Consider the following 18,347-nt stretch of genomic DNA (forward strand, 5'->3'; position numbering starts at 1 on the left):
CCTATTAATAATGATGGTTGTAATCATTTGACATATCATGAAGGTCATCTTGAAAACGACCTAATTGCTCATCCTCCATTTGGTCAGCCAAGCCATAGCTGCTGCTTCCCCCGGAACTTGAACCACTACTTGAACCATTGCTAGAATACCCTGAAGAACCACTTTCGTTTCCTGTTACAAAGGCTTCAATTGGAGAAACCAGGGTCATAATCACAATAATATTATCTGCAAAGCTTTCCCCAGCATTTAGCTTGTAAAATGAGCACCCTACAAACAAGCCTGTTATAATCGATCCTCTTATCCATTTTCGTTTATAAAATTGTCCTGCACCCACAAATACTAATGATGAAAAAAAGGATATCGAATCTTTCCTCCTTTTTCCACCAAAACGGAATAAAAGGACATTAACAATCATTGTTGCAAACATAACCATCATAACTACATCTAAAGTGGACATCCCTAATGATTCTTTTATCCAATTACCTCCAAACATCGAACCCATTCAAATCCTCCTCTTTTCGCTAAGGCCTTATTGCATAAGCACAAAACCTTAATCATAGCTGTTGACAGAAACACTATTACTAGTTTTGAATTTTAAATTATATTAATATACATGATTTTGAATATACCTCACTCTTTCTTCTCTAGTATGATTATCTCGCAAAGTACTTCTTTATTCTGTGTTAGACCTAACATAAAAACTGTTAAATTGATCACATTTTGAAAGGTAGCAACCTATGATTCGATTCTAAAAAGAACTCCGGGACAAGGGACCTGTCCCTCCGTCCCGAGTGATAGAAAGCAACCATAATCCTTAAAAAGAATTCTGGGACAAGGAACCTGTCCCTCCGTCCCGCTTATATAGTTTGCGATTCACATAGTCTTGTTCGTAAGTGGTTTGTCCAATTTGTTCTGAGAATTCGTCGCAATAGTCTTCAATTTCGTCTCCGAAGAGTCTTCTTTCAAAGTTATATCTTATGTTATGACCAATTTCATGTCCTAGGGAGAATAGTAACTCATCGCGAGCCTCTTCTTTGGTCATTAACCAATAGTAGTTCTTTTCTACATCAGTATAAAACCTGTACATATTCTCTTCAGGATCTCTTTCTAGTGGATAGACCCTTATGACTGCTCCGATATTTGAACGATCATCGATATCTGGAGTATAAGAAGCAAAGATTTGATAAGGATATTCTTCGGGTCGATCTTCAAATGATATTTCTTCAATTCCGACCAAAGCTGAAGCATGCTTTTCTTCAGCTCTTTTTAATAGTTCATTCACTTCTTCTCGAGAGATAGGAATATCGTAGTTTTCGTTCCTAAACGTTTCCCTATAAAACTTTATTTCCTTTAAGCCCTTATTTTTGTAAATTTGATCAAAGTACTTTTTAGATTTCCTTAATGATGGGCCTTTATTAAGAGCACTCATTACTAAAATGATCGTAAAGGCTAATAGATAAAGGGCAAAAACGACGATTAATGAGATGAACAGAATAGTAGATAACATGATTCCCTCCTGAAAAACTCTTACTTTAAATAGATAAAAGTTCAATTAGCATCATTATGAGATAATAACAAAAAATCAAATCATCATAACTCTCGGTTTCAGATTTCCCCTTATTATTCCACTGGCAACGGAATCTCAGCTACCGCATCCTCGCCATTATCTGTAAAGATTTGCCTAATTCTTAACGTTAAGCTCGGTTTGTCCTTAGGTGTAATAAATACAATGTTTCCTTCTTTAAAACCACCATCAATAACACTTGAGCCATTAGCAAACGGATTTTTAATATTCGTTCCAGAAATTCCTCCGCTTTTCACCTCACCATTAGGTGTAATCACATCAAATGATACTGTGCTAAGCTGTTCTTCTCCGGAATGGTTAGTTACTTTTACATTTAAAACCCCATAGCCCTCGTCATTGCTGCTTGGTTTCTGAGAAAAAACATGACCAGTTAATGATGATTTCGTATAAATACCATTTAACGTATAGTAATAATGGTTTAGCTGCACCTCATAGTCTCCGACCATGACCGTTTTATTGATTTCAATCGGCCTTCCATTCTCCGGCCCATTTATCACATCAATTTCTTCCTCACTTAAAGTGTTTAGTTCCTCTTGTGTCATGTTCTTAGGATCTAACTCTTTATGTACTTGTTCAGTTTTCACTTGTGGAGATGAAATCTCTTCTTTAGCAGAACAACCAATTAGGCTTGAGTAAATAACGGTAATTAGTACAAATGTCTTTAAAAATCTAGGTTTCATGTTTTAGCCCTCCAGTAATAAATAAAATTATTATAAAAGTCTCTACTAGCTTAGAATTGAGAACACAAAAAAATCTCCTCCTTTAATCATTTGATAAAGAATGAAATATACAGATACACAAACCACACAATTAAATAAGCCCTTGTTAGAAGGTGCTAAAAAAGCTTATCAATTTGTGATTCGTAAAAAAAACTGTATATTTTCTCTTTATCTCTTCTTAAAGAAAGAGATTCGTATATTAAGATATAAAACTTCAAAAATCAAGTATATTAAGCGTATATAAAACTATATTGTATATTATGTTAATATTTTACTATAAAGGATAAACTGTGTAAAGAAATTTAGGGACAGGTTCCTTGTCCCAACCTCCTAATGTTAGGAGGAGCCTTATTCCATATACCTTTAGCCCTCATCCATCTATCACTCCCGATCTATTACACTTTTTGAAATCCCTCTTACACTCAAGAGACAGAAACAACCTTCTTCCACTTCATTACATTGTCGGCATAGTTGATAGAGTTTGGGAGTATTCCACAACAAATAATGCCCATATGAAAATTCATATGGGCATTATTTTATTAATATCACGTTCGGACAATGGACCCCTTAAATCTGGGACATGGAACCTGTCCCTAATTAAAAAAGTTCAAAACATCTTCTTTAGTTTTTAAGATATCTTTTTCTTTCACTTTCATTTTGGTTGCTAAGGTAATGCTGTTTTGGGCTAATTGTTCTTGAGGTATGTTTATATTGTATGCTTGCCTTGTTAATAGGTGTAATTCTTCATACTCGTTGTAGATTTTATTCAATATACTTTGATAATCTTGATCTAGTTTTTGAATGTAGGAATAATAATTATGGCGGATTTCTGCTGCTGATATTTTTAAATCGTAAGTTAAATCACTCATTATGTCCTTCAGCTTGGACAAAATTTCTGAAAAGTTTTCAATCGCATATACGACTGTACAAGACACTATACCAGTCAGAATTCCTCCCAATACTCCTCCAATGAGATTTGCAAGAGGCGCAAAAGGAGTTGTACCTAAATAAACGACAAATGATTCTGTTAGAATGACACCTAATGTTGTAGTGACAGAAGCCGCAATAATCTTAGAAGCTTCTATCACAGCCTCTTTTTTTGTTAAGTCTTTAGGAGGCTTTATTAGAATCTTTGCTGCTTTAATTAAAGCATGTACACTTTCATTTAAGATCCTAACCACATTTTTTGCTGTTGTAGCAAAAGTGTTTATAAAGACTGTTAATAGATTTCCTATGAATCCACTAATAAAACCATCAGTAAATGATAGAAGTATTTTCTTTGCTTTAGCAAGCATATGGTTTTTTATGTTTAAACACGCTTTTTTAAAGCCTTCGATTTTCTCATGGATTGTTTGCATAGATTTGTAGCTTTTAAAGTAAGCTTTCATTTCAATCATTAATGAATCTTGAAATTCATAAATAAATAGCCCGATTGCTTGTCGTTGCCCCATTGTTAGACCTTGTTTAACTCCTGTGCTTGTTACATTTTTGACGTAATAATCCACCTTGGCCTTTTTTATCGTTTTATCAACATGTTGTCTGGCTTCCTTATATTTCTGATTTGCTTGATCTTCATTTATCCCATAATACTCTGCATTACTTAATGAAGGATCCTTTTTATTATCTTTATTCATCCATTTTACTAAATCGTGTTCACCTTTTGATTGGTTTAAGCTTCCATCTGTCCAAGCTAGATTTTTTTCATTAACCGCCATATCCCCACGTGCATTGTCAGACATATAAAGGCGTGCTTCATTATTTTGCTGTATTTCACTAGCAGAGACAATATGGTCACGATGTGCTCGACCATCTTTAGGTAAAGCTTTACCCGTATAATCATCAACAATTACATCACTCTGTTGGAATGCTTTCTTCCGGTTTTTATTAAAATCCTTTTCATATAAATCTTTCCTTAAGTCCTGGGAGTAGTTTTGCATAAAGCGACGTTCATCTTCATCATTAGCAAAGACCCCACGCTCGGTATTATTTAAGGTGGTTACGTTACCCCCTCGTTTATAAAGATCAAAGATAGGCCCTAAACCAAATTGTTGAATAATATTAGTAAAGACAATCTCTTTATATTGATTTAATAGTTCATTAATATGATTTGAATGAAGACCAGAATTACTTATACCCTCAAGTTCATCCCCAAACTTTTCATCAACAAATGTACCAAAAGAATGCATAAGACTTCCTCCTAAGCTTGGGCTCCAATAGGTCTGTTAATTAATTCCGCAGCTGATCTTGTGTTATTAATTAAGACCATTAAAATCGATAAAAGTGCATCATTATCAGTAAATTGTTTCACATCATGATGATAAGGCAAGGTTAAATTGTATACCTTATTATGAAGTTCAGTTAATTCGTTCTTAGTACTTTCAACAAGTTGGTTCGTCCGTTTTATTTCTTCTGTTGTAGCTTTTAGGGCCTGTGTATGTGTTTTAATTTCTTTTGTTTTATTAAAAGCCTTTTCTGCCACTTTTTTGTTTTTACTTCTAGCAAATAAACCTGCGCTCGCTAAGGCTGTGCCACCAATTGCCCAACCTACAGGCCCTGCTAATGCTAGAAAAGCGGAACCTGCAGTCATTCCTCCACCTCCGGCTACGATTGCTCCACCACCCAACCATGCTAGAGCAGCATTTGTAGCAGCAGCACCGCCTAAAAGTGAAATTGACGTTCCCGTTGACGCAGTACCAAATGTCATCGCCACTGCCATTGCAGCAGATGGACCAAATGCTGCAACACCTGCTCCTGCAGCAGCTCCTGCAGCTCCAATACCTGTTGATGTTTTTAATGTTTTATCAAATTCTGACCGTATTTGATACATGGCATTTTCAAATTTTTTAAATTCAATTTTAATTTTTTCTATTTTTACATCTAAGTCCTCAGGTTTATTTTTCATACTATTTAAATATTCCCAAGTTTCATCAATCGCTTCTTTTAAAACTTCCTTATTAGACTGCAGCTTTTCAGAATTGTCACTACATACTTCATTGCTCTGTCATGTTCTTCATGAGCTCTTTTATATGCTGAGATGGCCTCTTGTTTTAGTTTTCCGTTGAACATTTTTATGCCTTCTTTCATGTTATATAATTTCAGAATACATATATGGGGTGATTTATTTACTGCTCCGAACTAAAAAAAAGACTATCATTCCGATTAGCCTCTTAAAATAATAGGTAACTGGCTGGCATAATCTCTGATCTTAGCCCCTATAGCTTTGCGTCACCATTTTTCAATGGTTTTGCCTTTTTCAATAATATATTCAAATTTAATATCATAATAATTTAGACCTAGTATTCTATTAAATTATATAAGTATAAACGACTACATTCAACATAAATTCCCTTAAAATATAAAAATATTACATATATTTACATGGTAAAATAATAGTAAAATACTACTTCTATAAAGGAGGAATTATGAAACTAAACCCAGCAATCTTATCAATCGTAGTCATAGCAGCGGTCATAGTAGGATTACAATTAAATGGAACCTCTATCGTTAGTCTGGAAGAAACCACTAATATAGAAGAAAACAAATCCACTAACACAAACTCTGCCGAAACAAAAACTAGTAACAACACAACAGAAAACCCAACATCCTCTGGCTTAACACCTGAATTTTTTGAGAAGTTTTATTCACAAAACAACTTTGACATTTTACCTGTTTATAGTGGAACTTCAAGTGATATTTATCCAGCACAAATTATACATGATGATATAGAGGTACATTTTGATGCTTATCATAATAGAAAAACTGATGAAATTCTTTTAATAGAAGTAAATATTGATGGGTCTTATTATTACAATCACACGAACCAGCAAGAAGTAGAGGATTATATAACGAATCTTGCTGAAACTTATTTCGTGGGGATGGCTGCAATACCATATCGCACCTCTACCCCTGATGAAGCAAAAGAATGGGTTCGCTCTCATATAAAAGATTCTTATGCGGTTGAACCAAAAGAGAAAACAAGCAAAAAGTTTGGGAATGCTACAATTAATGTATATGGAAGTCCATTGTTCCGTACACTAGAAATTGATTTTGGTTATGCGGAGAAAAATATATAATTAGTGATATGATGAATAAATGAATGGGACAAGGAACCTGTCCCGGAGGTGATCATTTGATAAACAGTATATGGCAAGAAGATAATGAGTACTACAGGTTAAAACCATTAACAGATGCAATGGTAAAAGAGGCAGAGGATCAGCTTAATGTTAAGCTTCCGGACTCATATATAAATATCTTAAAAGAGCAGAATGGAGGATATATTAATTATGATTCTTTTCCTTGTTCTACCCCAACTTCATGGGTGATGATCATGTAAATGTAGACCATATCTTTGGAATTGGTAAAGAAAACAGTATATTAGACAGTGAATATTTAATAAAAGAATGGGATCTGCCGAGCAATATTGTACTGATCTCTGGAAGTGGGCATTCATGGATTGCTCTTGATTACAGAGAAACGGAAGAAAATCCTCCTGTTATTTTTATTGATGTTGATGATGAAAAAGTTATAGAATTAGCTGCTAATTTTGACTTGTTTTTAGATGGCTTGATGATTTGGGAAGGTGAAGCCTGAAAGTTAATGAGTGTATTGTGGTGAGGAACAGGAAAAGCCAACTGCTATAGTTGGCTTTTTTGTAGTAAGATTTTAAGTTGATTTCATCTCAACTAAGAGTGTAGTTTGCCCAGATGAGCATCCTCCTAGTGAGCAAATTAAGTCTGGGACAAGGAACCTGTCCCTAGTTCTTCATATACGAAACCTGGTTTTTGTTGTCGGTGACGTAGTAGCCGCCGCCGACTTGGAATTTGTTGCCGTCGATGGAGTAGACTCTGTAGGATTCACCTTTTTTTAGGGTTTTGTGGATTTGGCCTGTTGGTGAGTATAGTTTTGTGTCTTGTAGCATGGTTACAAATCCTACGTAGAATGCTACGTTTTGATCGTTTTTAATATAGTAGCCGCCGCCGACGTCAAATTTATTTTTATCATAGCTATAGACTCGAATTAATTCGTTTGTTTTTACTTTACGATACGGATTTCCATTAGGAGAATAGAGGGTTGTTTCTTTTCGGATAACTAAACGTCCAATCATTAGGCTCATTTTGTTATTTTCATGTTTTACATAATAACCACCGCCAAGATGATAGTAGTTACCTTCTACGGCAAATGTGCGATAGTTTTCTCCCTTTTTCAGTTGTTTAAAAATCGTATAAGAACCGTTCGCTTCTTTTCTTAAAAGTGGAACTTCTTGTTTAATATTAATTCTAGCCATTGGGTGTTTATGATTAATAGAATGTAAATAATCCCCTTCAAAAATAATAGAAGCTTTTTGGTCTCCAAAGATAGGGAAATAGTCAAGATAATATCTGTTATTCTCTAAATAGATTGAGATAAGGCCCTCTCTATAGTGCAGCTTTTTTGTTATACCACTTGATTTGATGGAATATAAAAAATCATGGTTTTTATACGAATAAACATCAATACCGCCGTCTATGTTTGCAGCATATATACGGGAATCCCTCATGTTAAACGCATAATCATTGTATTTTTTTCCTAGGTCATAGTGAAATTCCATGTCTCCATATCGTAGAGAAGCTAACCAAAAAACGATTCCGCTATTGTTATACATTCTTAGTCCATCTGGAGTAATTTTTAACTGATTTGTTAAAAAGTAATCACCATGATAGGGTGAGTCGTATCCAGAAATTAATGTACCTTTATTTACTTCATGTGCCGTTGTATCACGAGGACTTACTTCCTCTGTAATTGTATAAATCTTATTATAGGCTTCATTATAATAGATGGTTGATTGGTAATAAATCGTAGCAAGCCTTTCCTCATTAGGTACTTCCTGGCCATCTTTTAGTGAGTATGCTTTAATTGTCTCCCATTGACCAGATCCTTGTGTAACGTAAAGATATCCATCTTTATCAACTGCAATATCAAATGGATCTGCTTCAATATCAAATACGTGATCAAGCTTGAAAGTATCTGTATCTACTATTGCAATTGCACCCACATAAGAACCAAAGTTAAACCGATCATGACTCATTTTATGCTGAATAAGTACTAATTGATTTTGATAGATTTCTAACTTTGTCGTTGGGTAAGGTAAATCTACCGTCTTCTTTTCTCCTGTTTTGTAGTTGATAGAATAAACCGTTTCCCCACCTTCCCTTATTAAATAAATAATCGGCCTATTGGGGTCAAGCACTGAATCAGCTGGTTCAAATCCAAGATAAATAGGTCCCTTCGCATCTTCCACCGCTGCTATTTCATTTGTTTGGATAAAAGAGATAAGTAAAATTAAAATAAAGCCCACTAAAAACCTTCTCAAGTTCCTACCTCCTAAGTATTCTTAGGGTAAGTATAGCACCAAACCTCCCCATCATATATGGGTAATAATGGGGACAGGTACCTTGTCCCTTTGTCTTTTTCAAGTTCCTCCAAGTTTTAGAATTCAAATTGAAATATTGGGTTTATTTCCTTAATTAAAAGAAAAGCTCATCTGACATGTCAAATGAGCTTTTCTTGATTCATTTTCTGTGACAAGGGACCTGTCCCCTTGTCACTTTCCTAATAACAAATAGCGCTAAAATAATTGAAACAATCCATAAATATAGAGGATTTTGTCCTTCTTCTTTTACTTCGTGTTGATCTGGCTTAAACGTAATTTCGCCCGCTAGGATTTTATCTTTCTGCTCATAATGGGTATTAACCTCATTGATTGCTTCATTGATTAAGGCTTCAAGCTCTTCTTCAGATTTTTCTTCATTATGAACATCAGCAAAAATATCTAAATAGTTGCCGTAAACGATATCCTCATGATAGACAAAAGTTGCACTTCCACTATCTTGTAAATACTCATCGACCTTTTGCGCATTTAAATTTTCATATTTGAGGTCAGTCGCATCTATAAAATAAGTATTAGATCCGGAAGTTGTTTCTTGGTCTCCAACTTTTTTAATTTCTATATAATCTAAATTGATTCTTGCACCTTCTTCCGTTTTAGCCCAACTTATATCAGTTAAAATCTTTCTTAAGATTAGGTCATCCTCAGCAAAGACTTTAGGTATATTTAGAGATAATAGAATAGCTATAAGGAATAAGAAAGAAATTCTTTTTAACACTTTAGGAGACACCTCTGTTTTGGAATATAAGAATGTTACCTATGATAAACCAGTGCATTCGAAACCAAAGCTTATTAAACATAAATTTAATCTTAGCCTACGTTACAAGGGGAGATAAATAAAGTATATACTGTCCTGAAGCCCTTTTCTCAAAGAAAATCCTTTCCAGCTTCTAATAATTTGAGTTCTTATCACTTTTTGACTTGACCAACGTCCCAAATAGCCATAATCTCTCTCCTAATGGATTTTTTCACATGGAATATATCGACATTAAAATCATCTTATTTACATGCTGGAAGTGAAAATTTTTCTTGATAATTCGACAAAATCCTACAATGGCGTGAATTTAAAAAGCTATTACCCAGCGATCAGGTAATAGCCTTAAAGGGGAAAAAGTTTGTAACAAGTCTCTTTTCCAGGGAGACTTACTACGATGAACATTGAAGATGCTAGTTCCTTAGTAGTGTATGCAGAAGTATCTAAAATGAAATGGATAAAAGTTGATATAGCAATTCAATTGTTACAATAGCCACTTCAATATTGGGACAAGGAACCTGTCCCTATAGCGTCCCTATAGCTTCGAAGCGTAGATATTTAGTTCTTTACTCATTTTTTCGATGTCATCGATATATTTTGAGATTTCTTCTGTTGAAATTTCCTGTTCTTTACCAACGGCTACTACCTTTTCAATAGATGAAGCCATATCCTGCATAGATTTCTGTATATCTTTAATGGTTTCTCGGATCTTCTCAGCAGATGAACTCGTTTCATTTGATAGCTTTCTAATTTCTTTAGCAACTACATCAAATCCTTTGCCCATTTCTCCTGCACGAGCTGCTTCGATTGAGGCATTTAAGCCTAATAGATTACATTGATCTGCTATTTTCTTAATAAACGTGATAACATCGTCTGTTTTTTTCATTTCTTCAGATGCTAGCTTAGATTGGTTTAGCAGATGATGGCTAATATTTGATAACCCCTCTGCTCCCTTCTCTACCGTTTCAATTCTCTCGTTAGTTGAAACGATGGAAGATACGATTTGATCTGAAATTTTTCTTAATTCTCTTTCATTATGCTCTTGTAGTTGAATAGCAATAGCACCTATGACCTTCCCTTGATGAACGATTGGATGTGCTAGTCCTGTAAAAGAAAAACCAAAGAACTCAGCTGGTACTTCTTCTTTAATTGTTTTATTATTTTTTATACAATCCGCGAGAGGTTCGCGAGGATTAATTTTGGTTCCTTTCCTCGCCCCTAGATCAATTTTGGGACTTGGATAATACGCGAGCCATTCCTCCGTATTGCTTATTCCCATTGCAATATTGGGAAGCATTTTTGAGATAATAGATAATATCTTTATATAAGAGTCTAGTTCACTAGAATGCTCATTAGTGTTGGTGTTGTTCATGATTGATGTTGCCATATGATTTACCCCTCTCTTTTCTTATGTACTATTATAAGCGATCTTACCTGTTGATACATTTTTAAATATGTTTTTTTTAACACAATTAAAAAGGAGAAGTGCCAAATAACACTTCTCCTTGCAATTTCTTTTTTTATGAAAACTCCATCTTTTGTTGTTTTCTTGTTCTAAAATAGCATTCTTCTATTCATTCTGGGACAAGGAACCTGTCCCTCTAATTTTTGTTGTAACCGAACGGAATTGTTTGAAGCTTTTTCTTAAAGGAATTTTCGATTTCAACTGCTTCTAATGCTGTAATGTCTTTAGGTAAAACTTTTAAGATGATGTATTGGAAATTTAGATGTGCTGTTGGGTTCAGTGCATGTAACTCTTTAAATTTTTCATTTCCACCATGGATGGTTGAGGCATACTCCTTCCAACGTCCGAGTAAGCCGTTTTTATTATAGGAAGAGCCGATATATATTTTGCCGTTTGAACGGTCCGTTATTGCATAAATCGCATTTATTGAACTTAAAGCGATATGCCAATTCGCGTATGTTTGTTGATTATCGATGATTTGTTTTAATTCCTGATACGTTACTATGACATTTTCGTATCCTGGAAACACAACTTCACTTGTATTCACTAGCTGTGTAATAGGCTTTTCATTCGTTCCTTTTTGGTACCATTTCACAGCTGCTTTACCCCATTCAATAAATAACTTATTTTCATATGTCATTAAAGGGTCATCTTCAATTTCAAATAAGGGGTGCATAATTTCATCTTTATATGACTTTAGTAAAAATGGTGAACACTGTGGAGATATACTTGGAGCCTCTCCGTGTCGTACTTCATATGACTTTAAATACTTTGCTGTTGTCCCTTCATCCGAAGAGAAAACTATTACTCTATCATATGCATCAAAAAAACCAGGAGATTGCTTTTGTGTATATTCTCGCAAGGATCCATCACGATATGCCGTTATAAATCGTTCATGCTTCATTGAATGACGGATTAGTAATGTTCTTGTTAAGTTGTATTGACAGCGTAGTAATATATCTGATAAATAGAAATGAATCATACGTTACTCCTTTAGGGACATAGGGTCTGGTCCCTTGGCCTAAACATAGGGTCAGGTACCTTGTCCCACTTTTTTTGTCTAAGAAAAGTTAATTCTACAACTTTTCATTTGTTTTTTTATATTCAAAATAACGTTGTAGAGCAAGGAGGTAATGATTTTTAGATTTTGGAAATTCTTTCTCGATAGCTGCTTTTAACATCGGAGTTACCTCATTTTCTCCCTTATATAACCCTCTATTAACAATTCCATTAAAACGGCCGACATAATCTTCAGCAGAGCCTTCACCGATATTATATTCTTGCATTAGGAATTCTTTGAATTTCATTGTTCATCCCTCCTAGTTTCATAATATTATCCAACAAAACCTTAGCAATATATCTACAAAATTCTACATTCCTTTTTAAAGTCCTTTTCGATGTTAAAATCTTCGCAGAAATAATATTTTTTCCTCATTGTGACTCGTTAATGAACATTATTTATTAGACCCCATACTTAAGAGAAGTTTATATGCTATTAACAAGAATCCTAAAAATTCTACTATATTAATAGTGACATTTATAATTTTTTACTTGATTTACCCTATAAAGGGAAATATTGACTATTATTACAGTAATATAGTAAATTTATTACGTGACTTTTATACTATTTCTATATGGGGAGGACAACATGAAAAGAATCATCATAGCACTTTTATTTACCATTTTAGTTGGATCACTGCTTCCAGCTACATCAGAGGCTTCAACTGATGTGAACTACAACAATGCAGTAAAACAAGGTAATAGCCTTAGATTATTAACGATTTCGTTTAATGCAACTATTGATGATGGTGATATCGCTGTGATTGATAGCATGTATGATGAATTAAGTTCAGAAATTAAGAAAACAGAAAAAATGATTGGTAAAGTTTCAGGATCAAAGAATAGAAAAACACTTAACGAAAAATATGTAACACCTGCAAAAGTTGCAAGAGAACGAGTGATTTATGAAGTATCTCAATTTAGATTACTATTTGTAATAGAAGATTGGTTCCAAAAAAATGATTTTGAATCAATGGAAAAAGATTATGCAAAGCTTGAGCGATTAAAGAAGCGTGCTGTTGAGATTAAAAAAGCTGGTGGGTATAAGGCTCTACCTACATCAGTAAATAATGAATTAGATTCTTATGAGCAATGGATAAAAGATAGATTCACGTTTACACCAATTGAACAAATGCCAGTTTTTCAAACTCATCAGGATGCATATACATACAGACTTAGTGAAGATCTTCAATTTAATTCAAACACAAGATATCTTTATGATAATGGTTTGGCATTAATATGGCGATATTCTGTAGAGCATAGGGAAGTATATTGGTTAAATGGAAACTATGATACAATAAGTGGAAAAATCGTAATAGGGAAACAAAATGAGGGTGTGGATTGGGCTGGATCGTTAAAGATTAAAGTAGATGGCTCAGAGGTTTATTATACAGACATTCCTGCAACGATCACAGAACCTTGGGAATTTGATGTTGATTTAAGGGGAGCAAACCTTGTGGAAGTAACCCTTCGAGGATCTAATATTGCATTGACTGACACTAATTTCAATAGATAGGGACGTGGGGACAGGCACCACGTCCCTTTGTTTGTCAGCAAGAAACTTTGGGACATGGAACCTGTCCCTCCTGATTCAAGAAAATTGAATAGGTAAAAAGAAACCCTACCTACGACACTTTTCGACAACAATCGACAATGTTAATATTACATTGTGTGTTTTACCTTTCGAGATGCAATTTATGCATCTCTTTTTTTATATCCTTTAAATATCTATATTCGCTCTCGATATCTTAACTGTAACTATAATATATCTATCAATTCTCCGTCAATTCCTATTCAATTGAATACCGTTATACGGCCCTACATTGACTGTTCCAAGAATTTGCTTCCACATGCCTTCTCGTTTAATGATGTCAGCACCTTCATAAAATTCTATAACCGAAAAAATGACTTCGTTATAGCCCTTTTCCAATACAAATAAGTTCAGGTGGTGAGCATCACCTAAAGAATTTAAATGGTTTACCCACCTCTCTAGTATCCCGCCAGTTCCATATGCACTTCCTATATATCTACTTGTGCCATCCTCAGATCGCTGAATGTAAATACCTTTTTGTGATAGAACTTTCTTTATAGTATTATCTTCTGAATTATCTTCCCAAATTTTAATAATCTCTTTCCACTTAAATGTCATGCCCATTACATCAATAATCGATGTATCGACATTCGGAAGTTCTAACCCTTCGAATCTAGACATTCGAGCTACCGAACTGCTTTCTTTACATATTTTAATAATGTCTTTATTCAATAAGAGATTTTTAATTTGACATGTTAATGAGTCATAGTCTGCTGTTTTAAAAACAGTAAGGTACTTTTTGGTTGATCCTTGAAAACCCTCAATACCCGCAAAACTTTCTCTTAGATCATCCACCATATCTGTAGCATGATATATTCTAAAGTAAAAGTCATTCTCGGTACCAACTACCTCAAAAGCACGTATTTTATAAATGTTTGGCTTAACCCTATAAGAAACATAAGGAGTTGTGCGATCTCTTTTGTCGTCCTTTTCCCTAATATCAAATAAATCTGATAATCCACTGTTATGATATAAATCCGCTAAAATATCAAACATTATTCTCCATTTCCCTTCCACAAATTAAGGTAACTTGAAACTGGCAAATTATCTATTTTTAGTAGTTTTCTAAACTAGTTATATAATAACATTGTTTTCCAATTTCAAATAAACATATATGTTACCGATATAAAAAAGGTGTTTTTATAAATGGCTAATTATAGGGAGGAAAATATGAATTTAAAGAATGGAATGCTTATAGTAGTTGTCATTATGATTCTTTCAGCATGCAATCAGGAAGACGCAGCATCTAGCTATGACATAGACATAAGCGAACAAAGTTATGAAGAATCAAGCAATAGTTATGACAGTGTTAGTAAAATCGATGAATCTTTAAGTGAAGGTTATAACGAAAGTGGAGAAGATTACTCAGCAGATGAATCTTTACCTAACCAAGAAGCTATTTCTGATGATATGAATGGAGTCACGTTTGATGAACTAAGAGATGCTGTTGTCAATCAAAATTCAGAACACACTTCTGATCCACAAGAATACATATCTAAGTTTAATGCTTGCTTAAATATTTATGAAGATGCATTCAAATCAGTTCCTGACGTTAATAATGAAGAGATTAATTTTGAACAGTTAAGTGGGAACTTTGACCATTTCCAACGAGCTGTAGAATGTTATCAAAATGATGTGCCTTATTATGATTCTGGTGATGAATTGTTAGACCTTATAGTTACTTATGTGGATATGCAAAATAAGGTTGTAAATTATATTAGCTGGGGTAGAAGAATACAAGATAAAATGGCAGCCGGAGAAGATTACAGTATTGAACTGGAACATTTTATGACTACTGTAAGCCAAATGGTAGAGAATAGGAATATTTTTATTAACCATTACACTTCTTTTATGGAATAAAATAAAAGAGGGTGTCCTAAAAGTATAGCTTTTGGGACACTTCTCTTTTTTGATTATCTTAATACTAAAACAAGAGATACTCTTGGAGAGCAGTATCATCTAACAAAGTAATAGGTAAATCAGCTCCAATATTAATATGATTTGGGATTCTCTATAAATTCAATTCCTGCTAATTGATAACGATAAAATGGATTATGACCATCCCATCCTTCTTGCATACTGGTTGAAGGTAACGAGTCGTCTTCTTCCTTAGTCACAGTACAAGTGTAATAATATTTCATCAACACTTTATAAATTTCTTCATAAGTTAAATTTTCTTGGTATGCTTTATCAACCAGCATTTTCAAATATAGGTTTTTAGGTACTATGTGTTCAAAGATTAATTTTTTCTTTTCCTTTTGCTGCAATACAAGCAAGGCTTGCGGAGTTATAAAGTCGGTCATACTATATTTTCCTTTATATAAGTCATTCTGCCGATGATAGCTTTCTGTTAAAAAGTACAAATCATCTCCCAAACCTTTGGGACTTAAATGGTATTGCTTTAATCGTGGGTCACTTATTTGGAGCTTTAGTTGAATGATTTCTTCTAAATGTTGACTTAAAAACTCGATAAATTCTACTCTTGAAAACTCAGTTGTTATAGAAGATGAATATTGATTCTCCTTTGATGGCTCCCTTTTTAGCCCTTGCTAGTTCATCTATATTATTAAAACTGTATACTGCACCATTTGTATGTGTATAAAATTCGTTATCTTGTATTCCTTTATTAATTATTGTCCAAGGAAAGCGCTCTCGGCCTAGTTCCGATTTCATAAAATGAGCTGCCTTTTGAATTGATGGAAACTCAGCAAGGGGTTCATTGTCTTTATATATGGTAACTCTTTTCATCTTTTCACCTTATTTCTAGTAGAAAATTCTTTGCAACCTATCATTCTCCAGTATTTATCCACCCCATCATATAATTATGAGGTTACGTATAATAAAGAAAATATCCCTTATAGTTTAAAACTCATTATGTAAACCATATCTTTCTTCTATTGCAGAGTTTTTCTAAAAAAAGTAAACTAGCGTCTATATCCCTTTCTCTTCAGAATAGACGCTAGTTTATTGGACTAAAATAAATTTATATTAAATAATAGATAGAATTTCCGCGAATCCGTGGCAAAGAACCAGACCCTATTTAGAAAACTCCTTCAAAATCTCTTCTTCCATCTTCAGCAAAGTTTCAGAGATTTCATTTGGTAAAGCTTCATATCCACCGGCCTTTTTAATTTCAACTGCTCGTTTCTTTAATCGACCTAGTTTTTCATAGGCAGATTGTGCTTTGTCAAATTGTCCATCCGATTGTAGGTCTTGGATAATTCTCATTAATCTAAGCTGTGAAACCTCATAAATCACACGTTCTCTAGCAATCTTGGCAGGGCGCACGTATGATTCCAATAAGTGTGTTCTTCTTGTTTTCCCTGATACTTTACCAATAATCCGTTCAGTTCTACCAATTTGGTAGGAAAGCTCGTCGTAAAGGCTATCCACCTTAGCGATATCTCCTGACTGTATAGCTGCATTCACCTTTTTCATTTCCATTCGTACCGTAGATCCAACCTTCTCTGCATCTTTATGTCTAGCATCCGTTGCTTTTACTGTAAGATAAACAGGCTTACTTTTATTTCCTGCACTGTCACGTGTTTGAACTCTTACAGTAGAACCGGCCTTTGGAGGTGTAATATCAATACTAAAAGAGCCATCTTTATCGGCTTTCTCTATTGTAATGAATTTACCCGCTATTTCGATATTTACATCTGCATTTGCTTCTGTTTTACCTGTTATAAGTCTAGTAGCATCGGTCATTTCATAAACGTAAGAAATCACTGGTGGTGTTACATCGTTTTCCTTAACGATAAAGGAATAAGGAGCCTCATCGCCGCTTATTCTAATATAGTAAGTTCCTTCAGGCAGAGTTTGATCGATATGTGTAAAAACAGGGCCATTATCTTTCACCTCTACCCCTGTACTTGTCGTGTATGAGCCATATGATTTACCATTACTATCTTCTATAGACACATTCCACTGGTGTTCAGCACTGTTTCTTATTGACAACGATATGCCACCAGTTTCATTCGTTTGGAATCTGTAGTAATCGCTTTCACCATAACTACCGCCTTGGTTTTGAATGGCTCCCTTATACGTTTGGTCAAATTCGATGTTGTTCGCACTGATTTTATCGTTATTAAATTCTTTTTCGAAATAATCTCCTGCTTCATAAGAAACTTGGAAATAGTAAGGCTCTTCTAAGTTAAAGTATGTAGAACTGCAAGCTAAACAACTTAATTTATAAGGTCCTAAGAAAAAATAATAAGTGCCTGCTGGTAAGCCAATCTCTTTTTCTGTGTATTCTATTCCATCATCTCTTACAACGACTCCATCTAACGAATAAACTCTATCATATGAATTTGATTCACCATCTGTAAGATAGATGTACCACTTTTTACTAACATGATTACGTAGTTTTATTTTCACTTTACCCGGTTCATCTAGTTTAAAATAATAATAATCAGTATCTTGTATATCCTGAATTTCCCCCGTATAAAGTGTATCGAATTGGACTAAATCTGAATCCTTTAGTCCCTCTTGTTCTCTTTCTGGAAATGATATTGCAGTGCTTAGGTCATCCTCTGCAGATGCATAATCTGGACTAAGGCTAAAAACAGCTACCACCAAAAGTAATAATAATGCCAAAAACATCTTTCTGTTCATAATCATCCTCCCCCTTTTTTTATCAATTCTAGGAAAATTATACACTACTACTATGTTAAAATAAACCAATTTACCCTTGAAATTCAGATGAAAGATAGAAATTATCCCCTCAGATTAAGTCTAAGGTCCTTACGCT

General features: G+C 34.2%; 18 protein-coding genes, 1 pseudogene and 1 riboswitch. Of the genes and pseudogenes, 4 read left to right on the forward strand and 15 right to left on the reverse strand.

The window, feature by feature from the left end; all coding sequences use genetic code 11:
• Nucleotides 1-4 precede the first annotated feature (4 nt).
• The 6 genes from MVE64_RS11320 to MVE64_RS27395 form a co-directional block, all read right to left on the reverse strand.
• Nucleotides 5-502, reverse strand: a complete 498-nt coding sequence (locus tag MVE64_RS11320; RefSeq protein WP_247346492.1) for a hypothetical protein — start codon at nucleotides 500-502, stop codon at nucleotides 5-7.
• Nucleotides 503-814: 312 nt separating this feature from the next.
• Nucleotides 815-1,507, reverse strand: a complete 693-nt coding sequence (locus tag MVE64_RS11325; protein ID WP_247346493.1) for a hypothetical protein — start codon at nucleotides 1,505-1,507, stop codon at nucleotides 815-817.
• A 113-nt stretch (nucleotides 1,508-1,620) separates the two neighbouring features.
• Entirely contained in the window at nucleotides 1,621-2,265 is a 645-nt protein-coding gene (locus MVE64_RS11330; protein WP_247346494.1) for a DUF4352 domain-containing protein, read from the reverse strand.
• Nucleotides 2,266-2,897: 632 nt separating this feature from the next.
• Nucleotides 2,898-4,490: an ECF transporter S component gene (locus tag MVE64_RS11335; protein ID WP_247346495.1), complete on the reverse strand. Its 1,593-nt coding sequence runs from the start codon at nucleotides 4,488-4,490 to the stop codon at nucleotides 2,898-2,900.
• A gap of 11 nt (nucleotides 4,491-4,501) precedes the next feature.
• A complete protein-coding gene (locus MVE64_RS11340; protein WP_247346496.1) occupies nucleotides 4,502-5,206 on the reverse strand; it encodes a DNA polymerase III subunit gamma/tau in 705 nt (234 codons plus the stop codon).
• 38 nt (nucleotides 5,207-5,244) lie between these two features.
• Entirely contained in the window at nucleotides 5,245-5,370 is a 126-nt protein-coding gene (locus MVE64_RS27395) for a hypothetical protein (RefSeq protein WP_281730476.1), read from the reverse strand.
• Nucleotides 5,371-5,479: 109 nt separating this feature from the next.
• A riboswitch (cyclic di-GMP riboswitch) is annotated at nucleotides 5,480-5,563 on the reverse strand.
• A gap of 163 nt (nucleotides 5,564-5,726) precedes the next feature.
• Between MVE64_RS27395 and MVE64_RS11345 the strand changes: the two genes are divergently transcribed.
• Both MVE64_RS11345 and MVE64_RS11350 read left to right on the forward strand, forming a co-directional pair.
• Nucleotides 5,727-6,377 carry a hypothetical protein gene (locus MVE64_RS11345; protein WP_247346497.1) on the forward strand — a complete coding sequence of 217 codons (651 nt, stop codon included), beginning with the start codon at nucleotides 5,727-5,729 and terminating at the stop codon, nucleotides 6,375-6,377.
• Between the two features lie 23 nt (nucleotides 6,378-6,400).
• Nucleotides 6,401-6,894 (forward strand): annotated as a pseudogene (locus MVE64_RS11350) (SMI1/KNR4 family protein).
• A gap of 163 nt (nucleotides 6,895-7,057) precedes the next feature.
• Here MVE64_RS11350 and MVE64_RS11355 read toward each other — a convergent pair.
• From MVE64_RS11355 to MVE64_RS11375, 5 genes are all read right to left on the reverse strand, one after another.
• Complete coding sequence (locus tag MVE64_RS11355) at nucleotides 7,058-8,653, reverse strand: YncE family protein (RefSeq protein ID WP_247346498.1); 1,596 nt, start codon at nucleotides 8,651-8,653, stop codon at nucleotides 7,058-7,060.
• Nucleotides 8,654-8,852: 199 nt separating this feature from the next.
• Nucleotides 8,853-9,446, reverse strand: coding sequence for a hypothetical protein (locus MVE64_RS11360; RefSeq protein WP_247346499.1), 594 nt, complete (start codon nucleotides 9,444-9,446; stop codon nucleotides 8,853-8,855).
• A gap of 571 nt (nucleotides 9,447-10,017) precedes the next feature.
• Nucleotides 10,018-10,869 (reverse strand): methyl-accepting chemotaxis protein, encoded by an 852-nt coding sequence (locus MVE64_RS11365; RefSeq protein WP_281730477.1) that lies wholly within the window; start codon nucleotides 10,867-10,869, stop codon nucleotides 10,018-10,020.
• A gap of 214 nt (nucleotides 10,870-11,083) precedes the next feature.
• Nucleotides 11,084-11,929 (reverse strand): GIY-YIG nuclease family protein, encoded by an 846-nt coding sequence (locus MVE64_RS11370; protein WP_247346500.1) that lies wholly within the window; start codon nucleotides 11,927-11,929, stop codon nucleotides 11,084-11,086.
• A 94-nt stretch (nucleotides 11,930-12,023) separates the two neighbouring features.
• A complete protein-coding gene (locus MVE64_RS11375) occupies nucleotides 12,024-12,254 on the reverse strand; it encodes a hypothetical protein (protein ID WP_247346501.1) in 231 nt (76 codons plus the stop codon).
• Nucleotides 12,255-12,595: 341 nt separating this feature from the next.
• Between MVE64_RS11375 and MVE64_RS11380 the strand changes: the two genes are divergently transcribed.
• Nucleotides 12,596-13,522 carry a hypothetical protein gene (locus MVE64_RS11380; protein ID WP_247346502.1) on the forward strand — a complete coding sequence of 309 codons (927 nt, stop codon included), beginning with the start codon at nucleotides 12,596-12,598 and terminating at the stop codon, nucleotides 13,520-13,522.
• Nucleotides 13,523-13,789: 267 nt separating this feature from the next.
• Here the strand turns inward: MVE64_RS11380 and MVE64_RS11385 are convergent, their stop codons facing one another.
• The gene (locus tag MVE64_RS11385) at nucleotides 13,790-14,593 is read right to left on the reverse strand and encodes a GIY-YIG nuclease family protein (protein WP_247346503.1); all 804 of its coding nucleotides are present in this window, start codon (nucleotides 14,591-14,593) and stop codon (nucleotides 13,790-13,792) included.
• A 150-nt stretch (nucleotides 14,594-14,743) separates the two neighbouring features.
• Here MVE64_RS11385 and MVE64_RS11390 point away from each other — a divergent pair, with 150 nt between their 5' ends.
• Nucleotides 14,744-15,457, forward strand: a complete 714-nt coding sequence (locus tag MVE64_RS11390; protein ID WP_247346504.1) for a hypothetical protein — start codon at nucleotides 14,744-14,746, stop codon at nucleotides 15,455-15,457.
• 131 nt (nucleotides 15,458-15,588) lie between these two features.
• On the opposite strand, the gene MVE64_RS11395 is transcribed toward MVE64_RS11390, so the two are convergent.
• The 3 genes from MVE64_RS11395 to MVE64_RS11405 all read right to left on the reverse strand — a co-directional run bounded on the left by MVE64_RS11395 (nucleotide 15,589) and on the right by MVE64_RS11405 (nucleotide 18,211).
• On the reverse strand, nucleotides 15,589-15,900 hold the full coding sequence (locus tag MVE64_RS11395; RefSeq protein ID WP_247346505.1) for a hypothetical protein: 312 nt from the start codon (nucleotides 15,898-15,900) through the stop codon (nucleotides 15,589-15,591).
• 187 nt (nucleotides 15,901-16,087) lie between these two features.
• Nucleotides 16,088-16,345: a hypothetical protein gene (locus MVE64_RS11400; RefSeq protein ID WP_247346506.1), complete on the reverse strand. Its 258-nt coding sequence runs from the start codon at nucleotides 16,343-16,345 to the stop codon at nucleotides 16,088-16,090.
• Nucleotides 16,346-16,633: 288 nt separating this feature from the next.
• Nucleotides 16,634-18,211: an Ig-like domain-containing protein gene (locus MVE64_RS11405; protein WP_247346507.1), complete on the reverse strand. Its 1,578-nt coding sequence runs from the start codon at nucleotides 18,209-18,211 to the stop codon at nucleotides 16,634-16,636.
• Between the last annotated feature and the right edge of the window lie 136 nt (nucleotides 18,212-18,347).

Source organism: Metabacillus endolithicus (genome assembly GCF_023078335.1).
In the GTDB taxonomy this organism is placed as follows: Bacteria; Bacillota; Bacilli; order Bacillales; family Bacillaceae; genus Metabacillus; species Metabacillus endolithicus.

Bases quoted from the DNA above. Each gene is read 5' to 3' on its own strand.
- MVE64_RS11370 (WP_247346500.1), bottom strand. From the start codon at position 11,929: ATGATTCATTTCTATTTATCAGATATATTACTACGCTGTCAATACAAC.
- MVE64_RS11325 (WP_247346493.1), bottom strand. From the start codon at position 1,507: ATGTTATCTACTATTCTGTTCATCTCATTAATCGTCGTTTTTGCCCTT.
- MVE64_RS11330 (WP_247346494.1), bottom strand. From the start codon at position 2,265: ATGAAACCTAGATTTTTAAAGACATTTGTACTAATTACCGTTATTTAC.
- MVE64_RS11375 (WP_247346501.1), bottom strand. From the start codon at position 12,254: ATGAAATTCAAAGAATTCCTAATGCAAGAATATAATATCGGTGAAGGC.
- MVE64_RS11335 (WP_247346495.1), bottom strand. From the start codon at position 4,490: ATGCATTCTTTTGGTACATTTGTTGATGAAAAGTTTGGGGATGAACTT.
- MVE64_RS11390 (WP_247346504.1), top strand. From the start codon at position 14,744: ATGGCTAATTATAGGGAGGAAAATATGAATTTAAAGAATGGAATGCTT.
- MVE64_RS11340 (WP_247346496.1), bottom strand. From the start codon at position 5,206: ATGAAAAATAAACCTGAGGACTTAGATGTAAAAATAGAAAAAATTAAA.
- MVE64_RS11400 (WP_247346506.1), bottom strand. From the start codon at position 16,345: ATGAAAAGAGTTACCATATATAAAGACAATGAACCCCTTGCTGAGTTT.
- MVE64_RS11365 (WP_281730477.1), bottom strand. From the start codon at position 10,869: ATGGCAACATCAATCATGAACAACACCAACACTAATGAGCATTCTAGT.
- MVE64_RS11345 (WP_247346497.1), top strand. From the start codon at position 5,727: ATGAAACTAAACCCAGCAATCTTATCAATCGTAGTCATAGCAGCGGTC.
- MVE64_RS11320 (WP_247346492.1), bottom strand. From the start codon at position 502: ATGGGTTCGATGTTTGGAGGTAATTGGATAAAAGAATCATTAGGGATG.
- MVE64_RS27395 (WP_281730476.1), bottom strand. From the start codon at position 5,370: ATGTTCAACGGAAAACTAAAACAAGAGGCCATCTCAGCATATAAAAGA.
- MVE64_RS11380 (WP_247346502.1), top strand. From the start codon at position 12,596: ATGAAAAGAATCATCATAGCACTTTTATTTACCATTTTAGTTGGATCA.
- MVE64_RS11385 (WP_247346503.1), bottom strand. From the start codon at position 14,593: ATGTTTGATATTTTAGCGGATTTATATCATAACAGTGGATTATCAGAT.
- MVE64_RS11405 (WP_247346507.1), bottom strand. From the start codon at position 18,211: ATGAACAGAAAGATGTTTTTGGCATTATTATTACTTTTGGTGGTAGCT.
- MVE64_RS11395 (WP_247346505.1), bottom strand. From the start codon at position 15,900: ATGACCGACTTTATAACTCCGCAAGCCTTGCTTGTATTGCAGCAAAAG.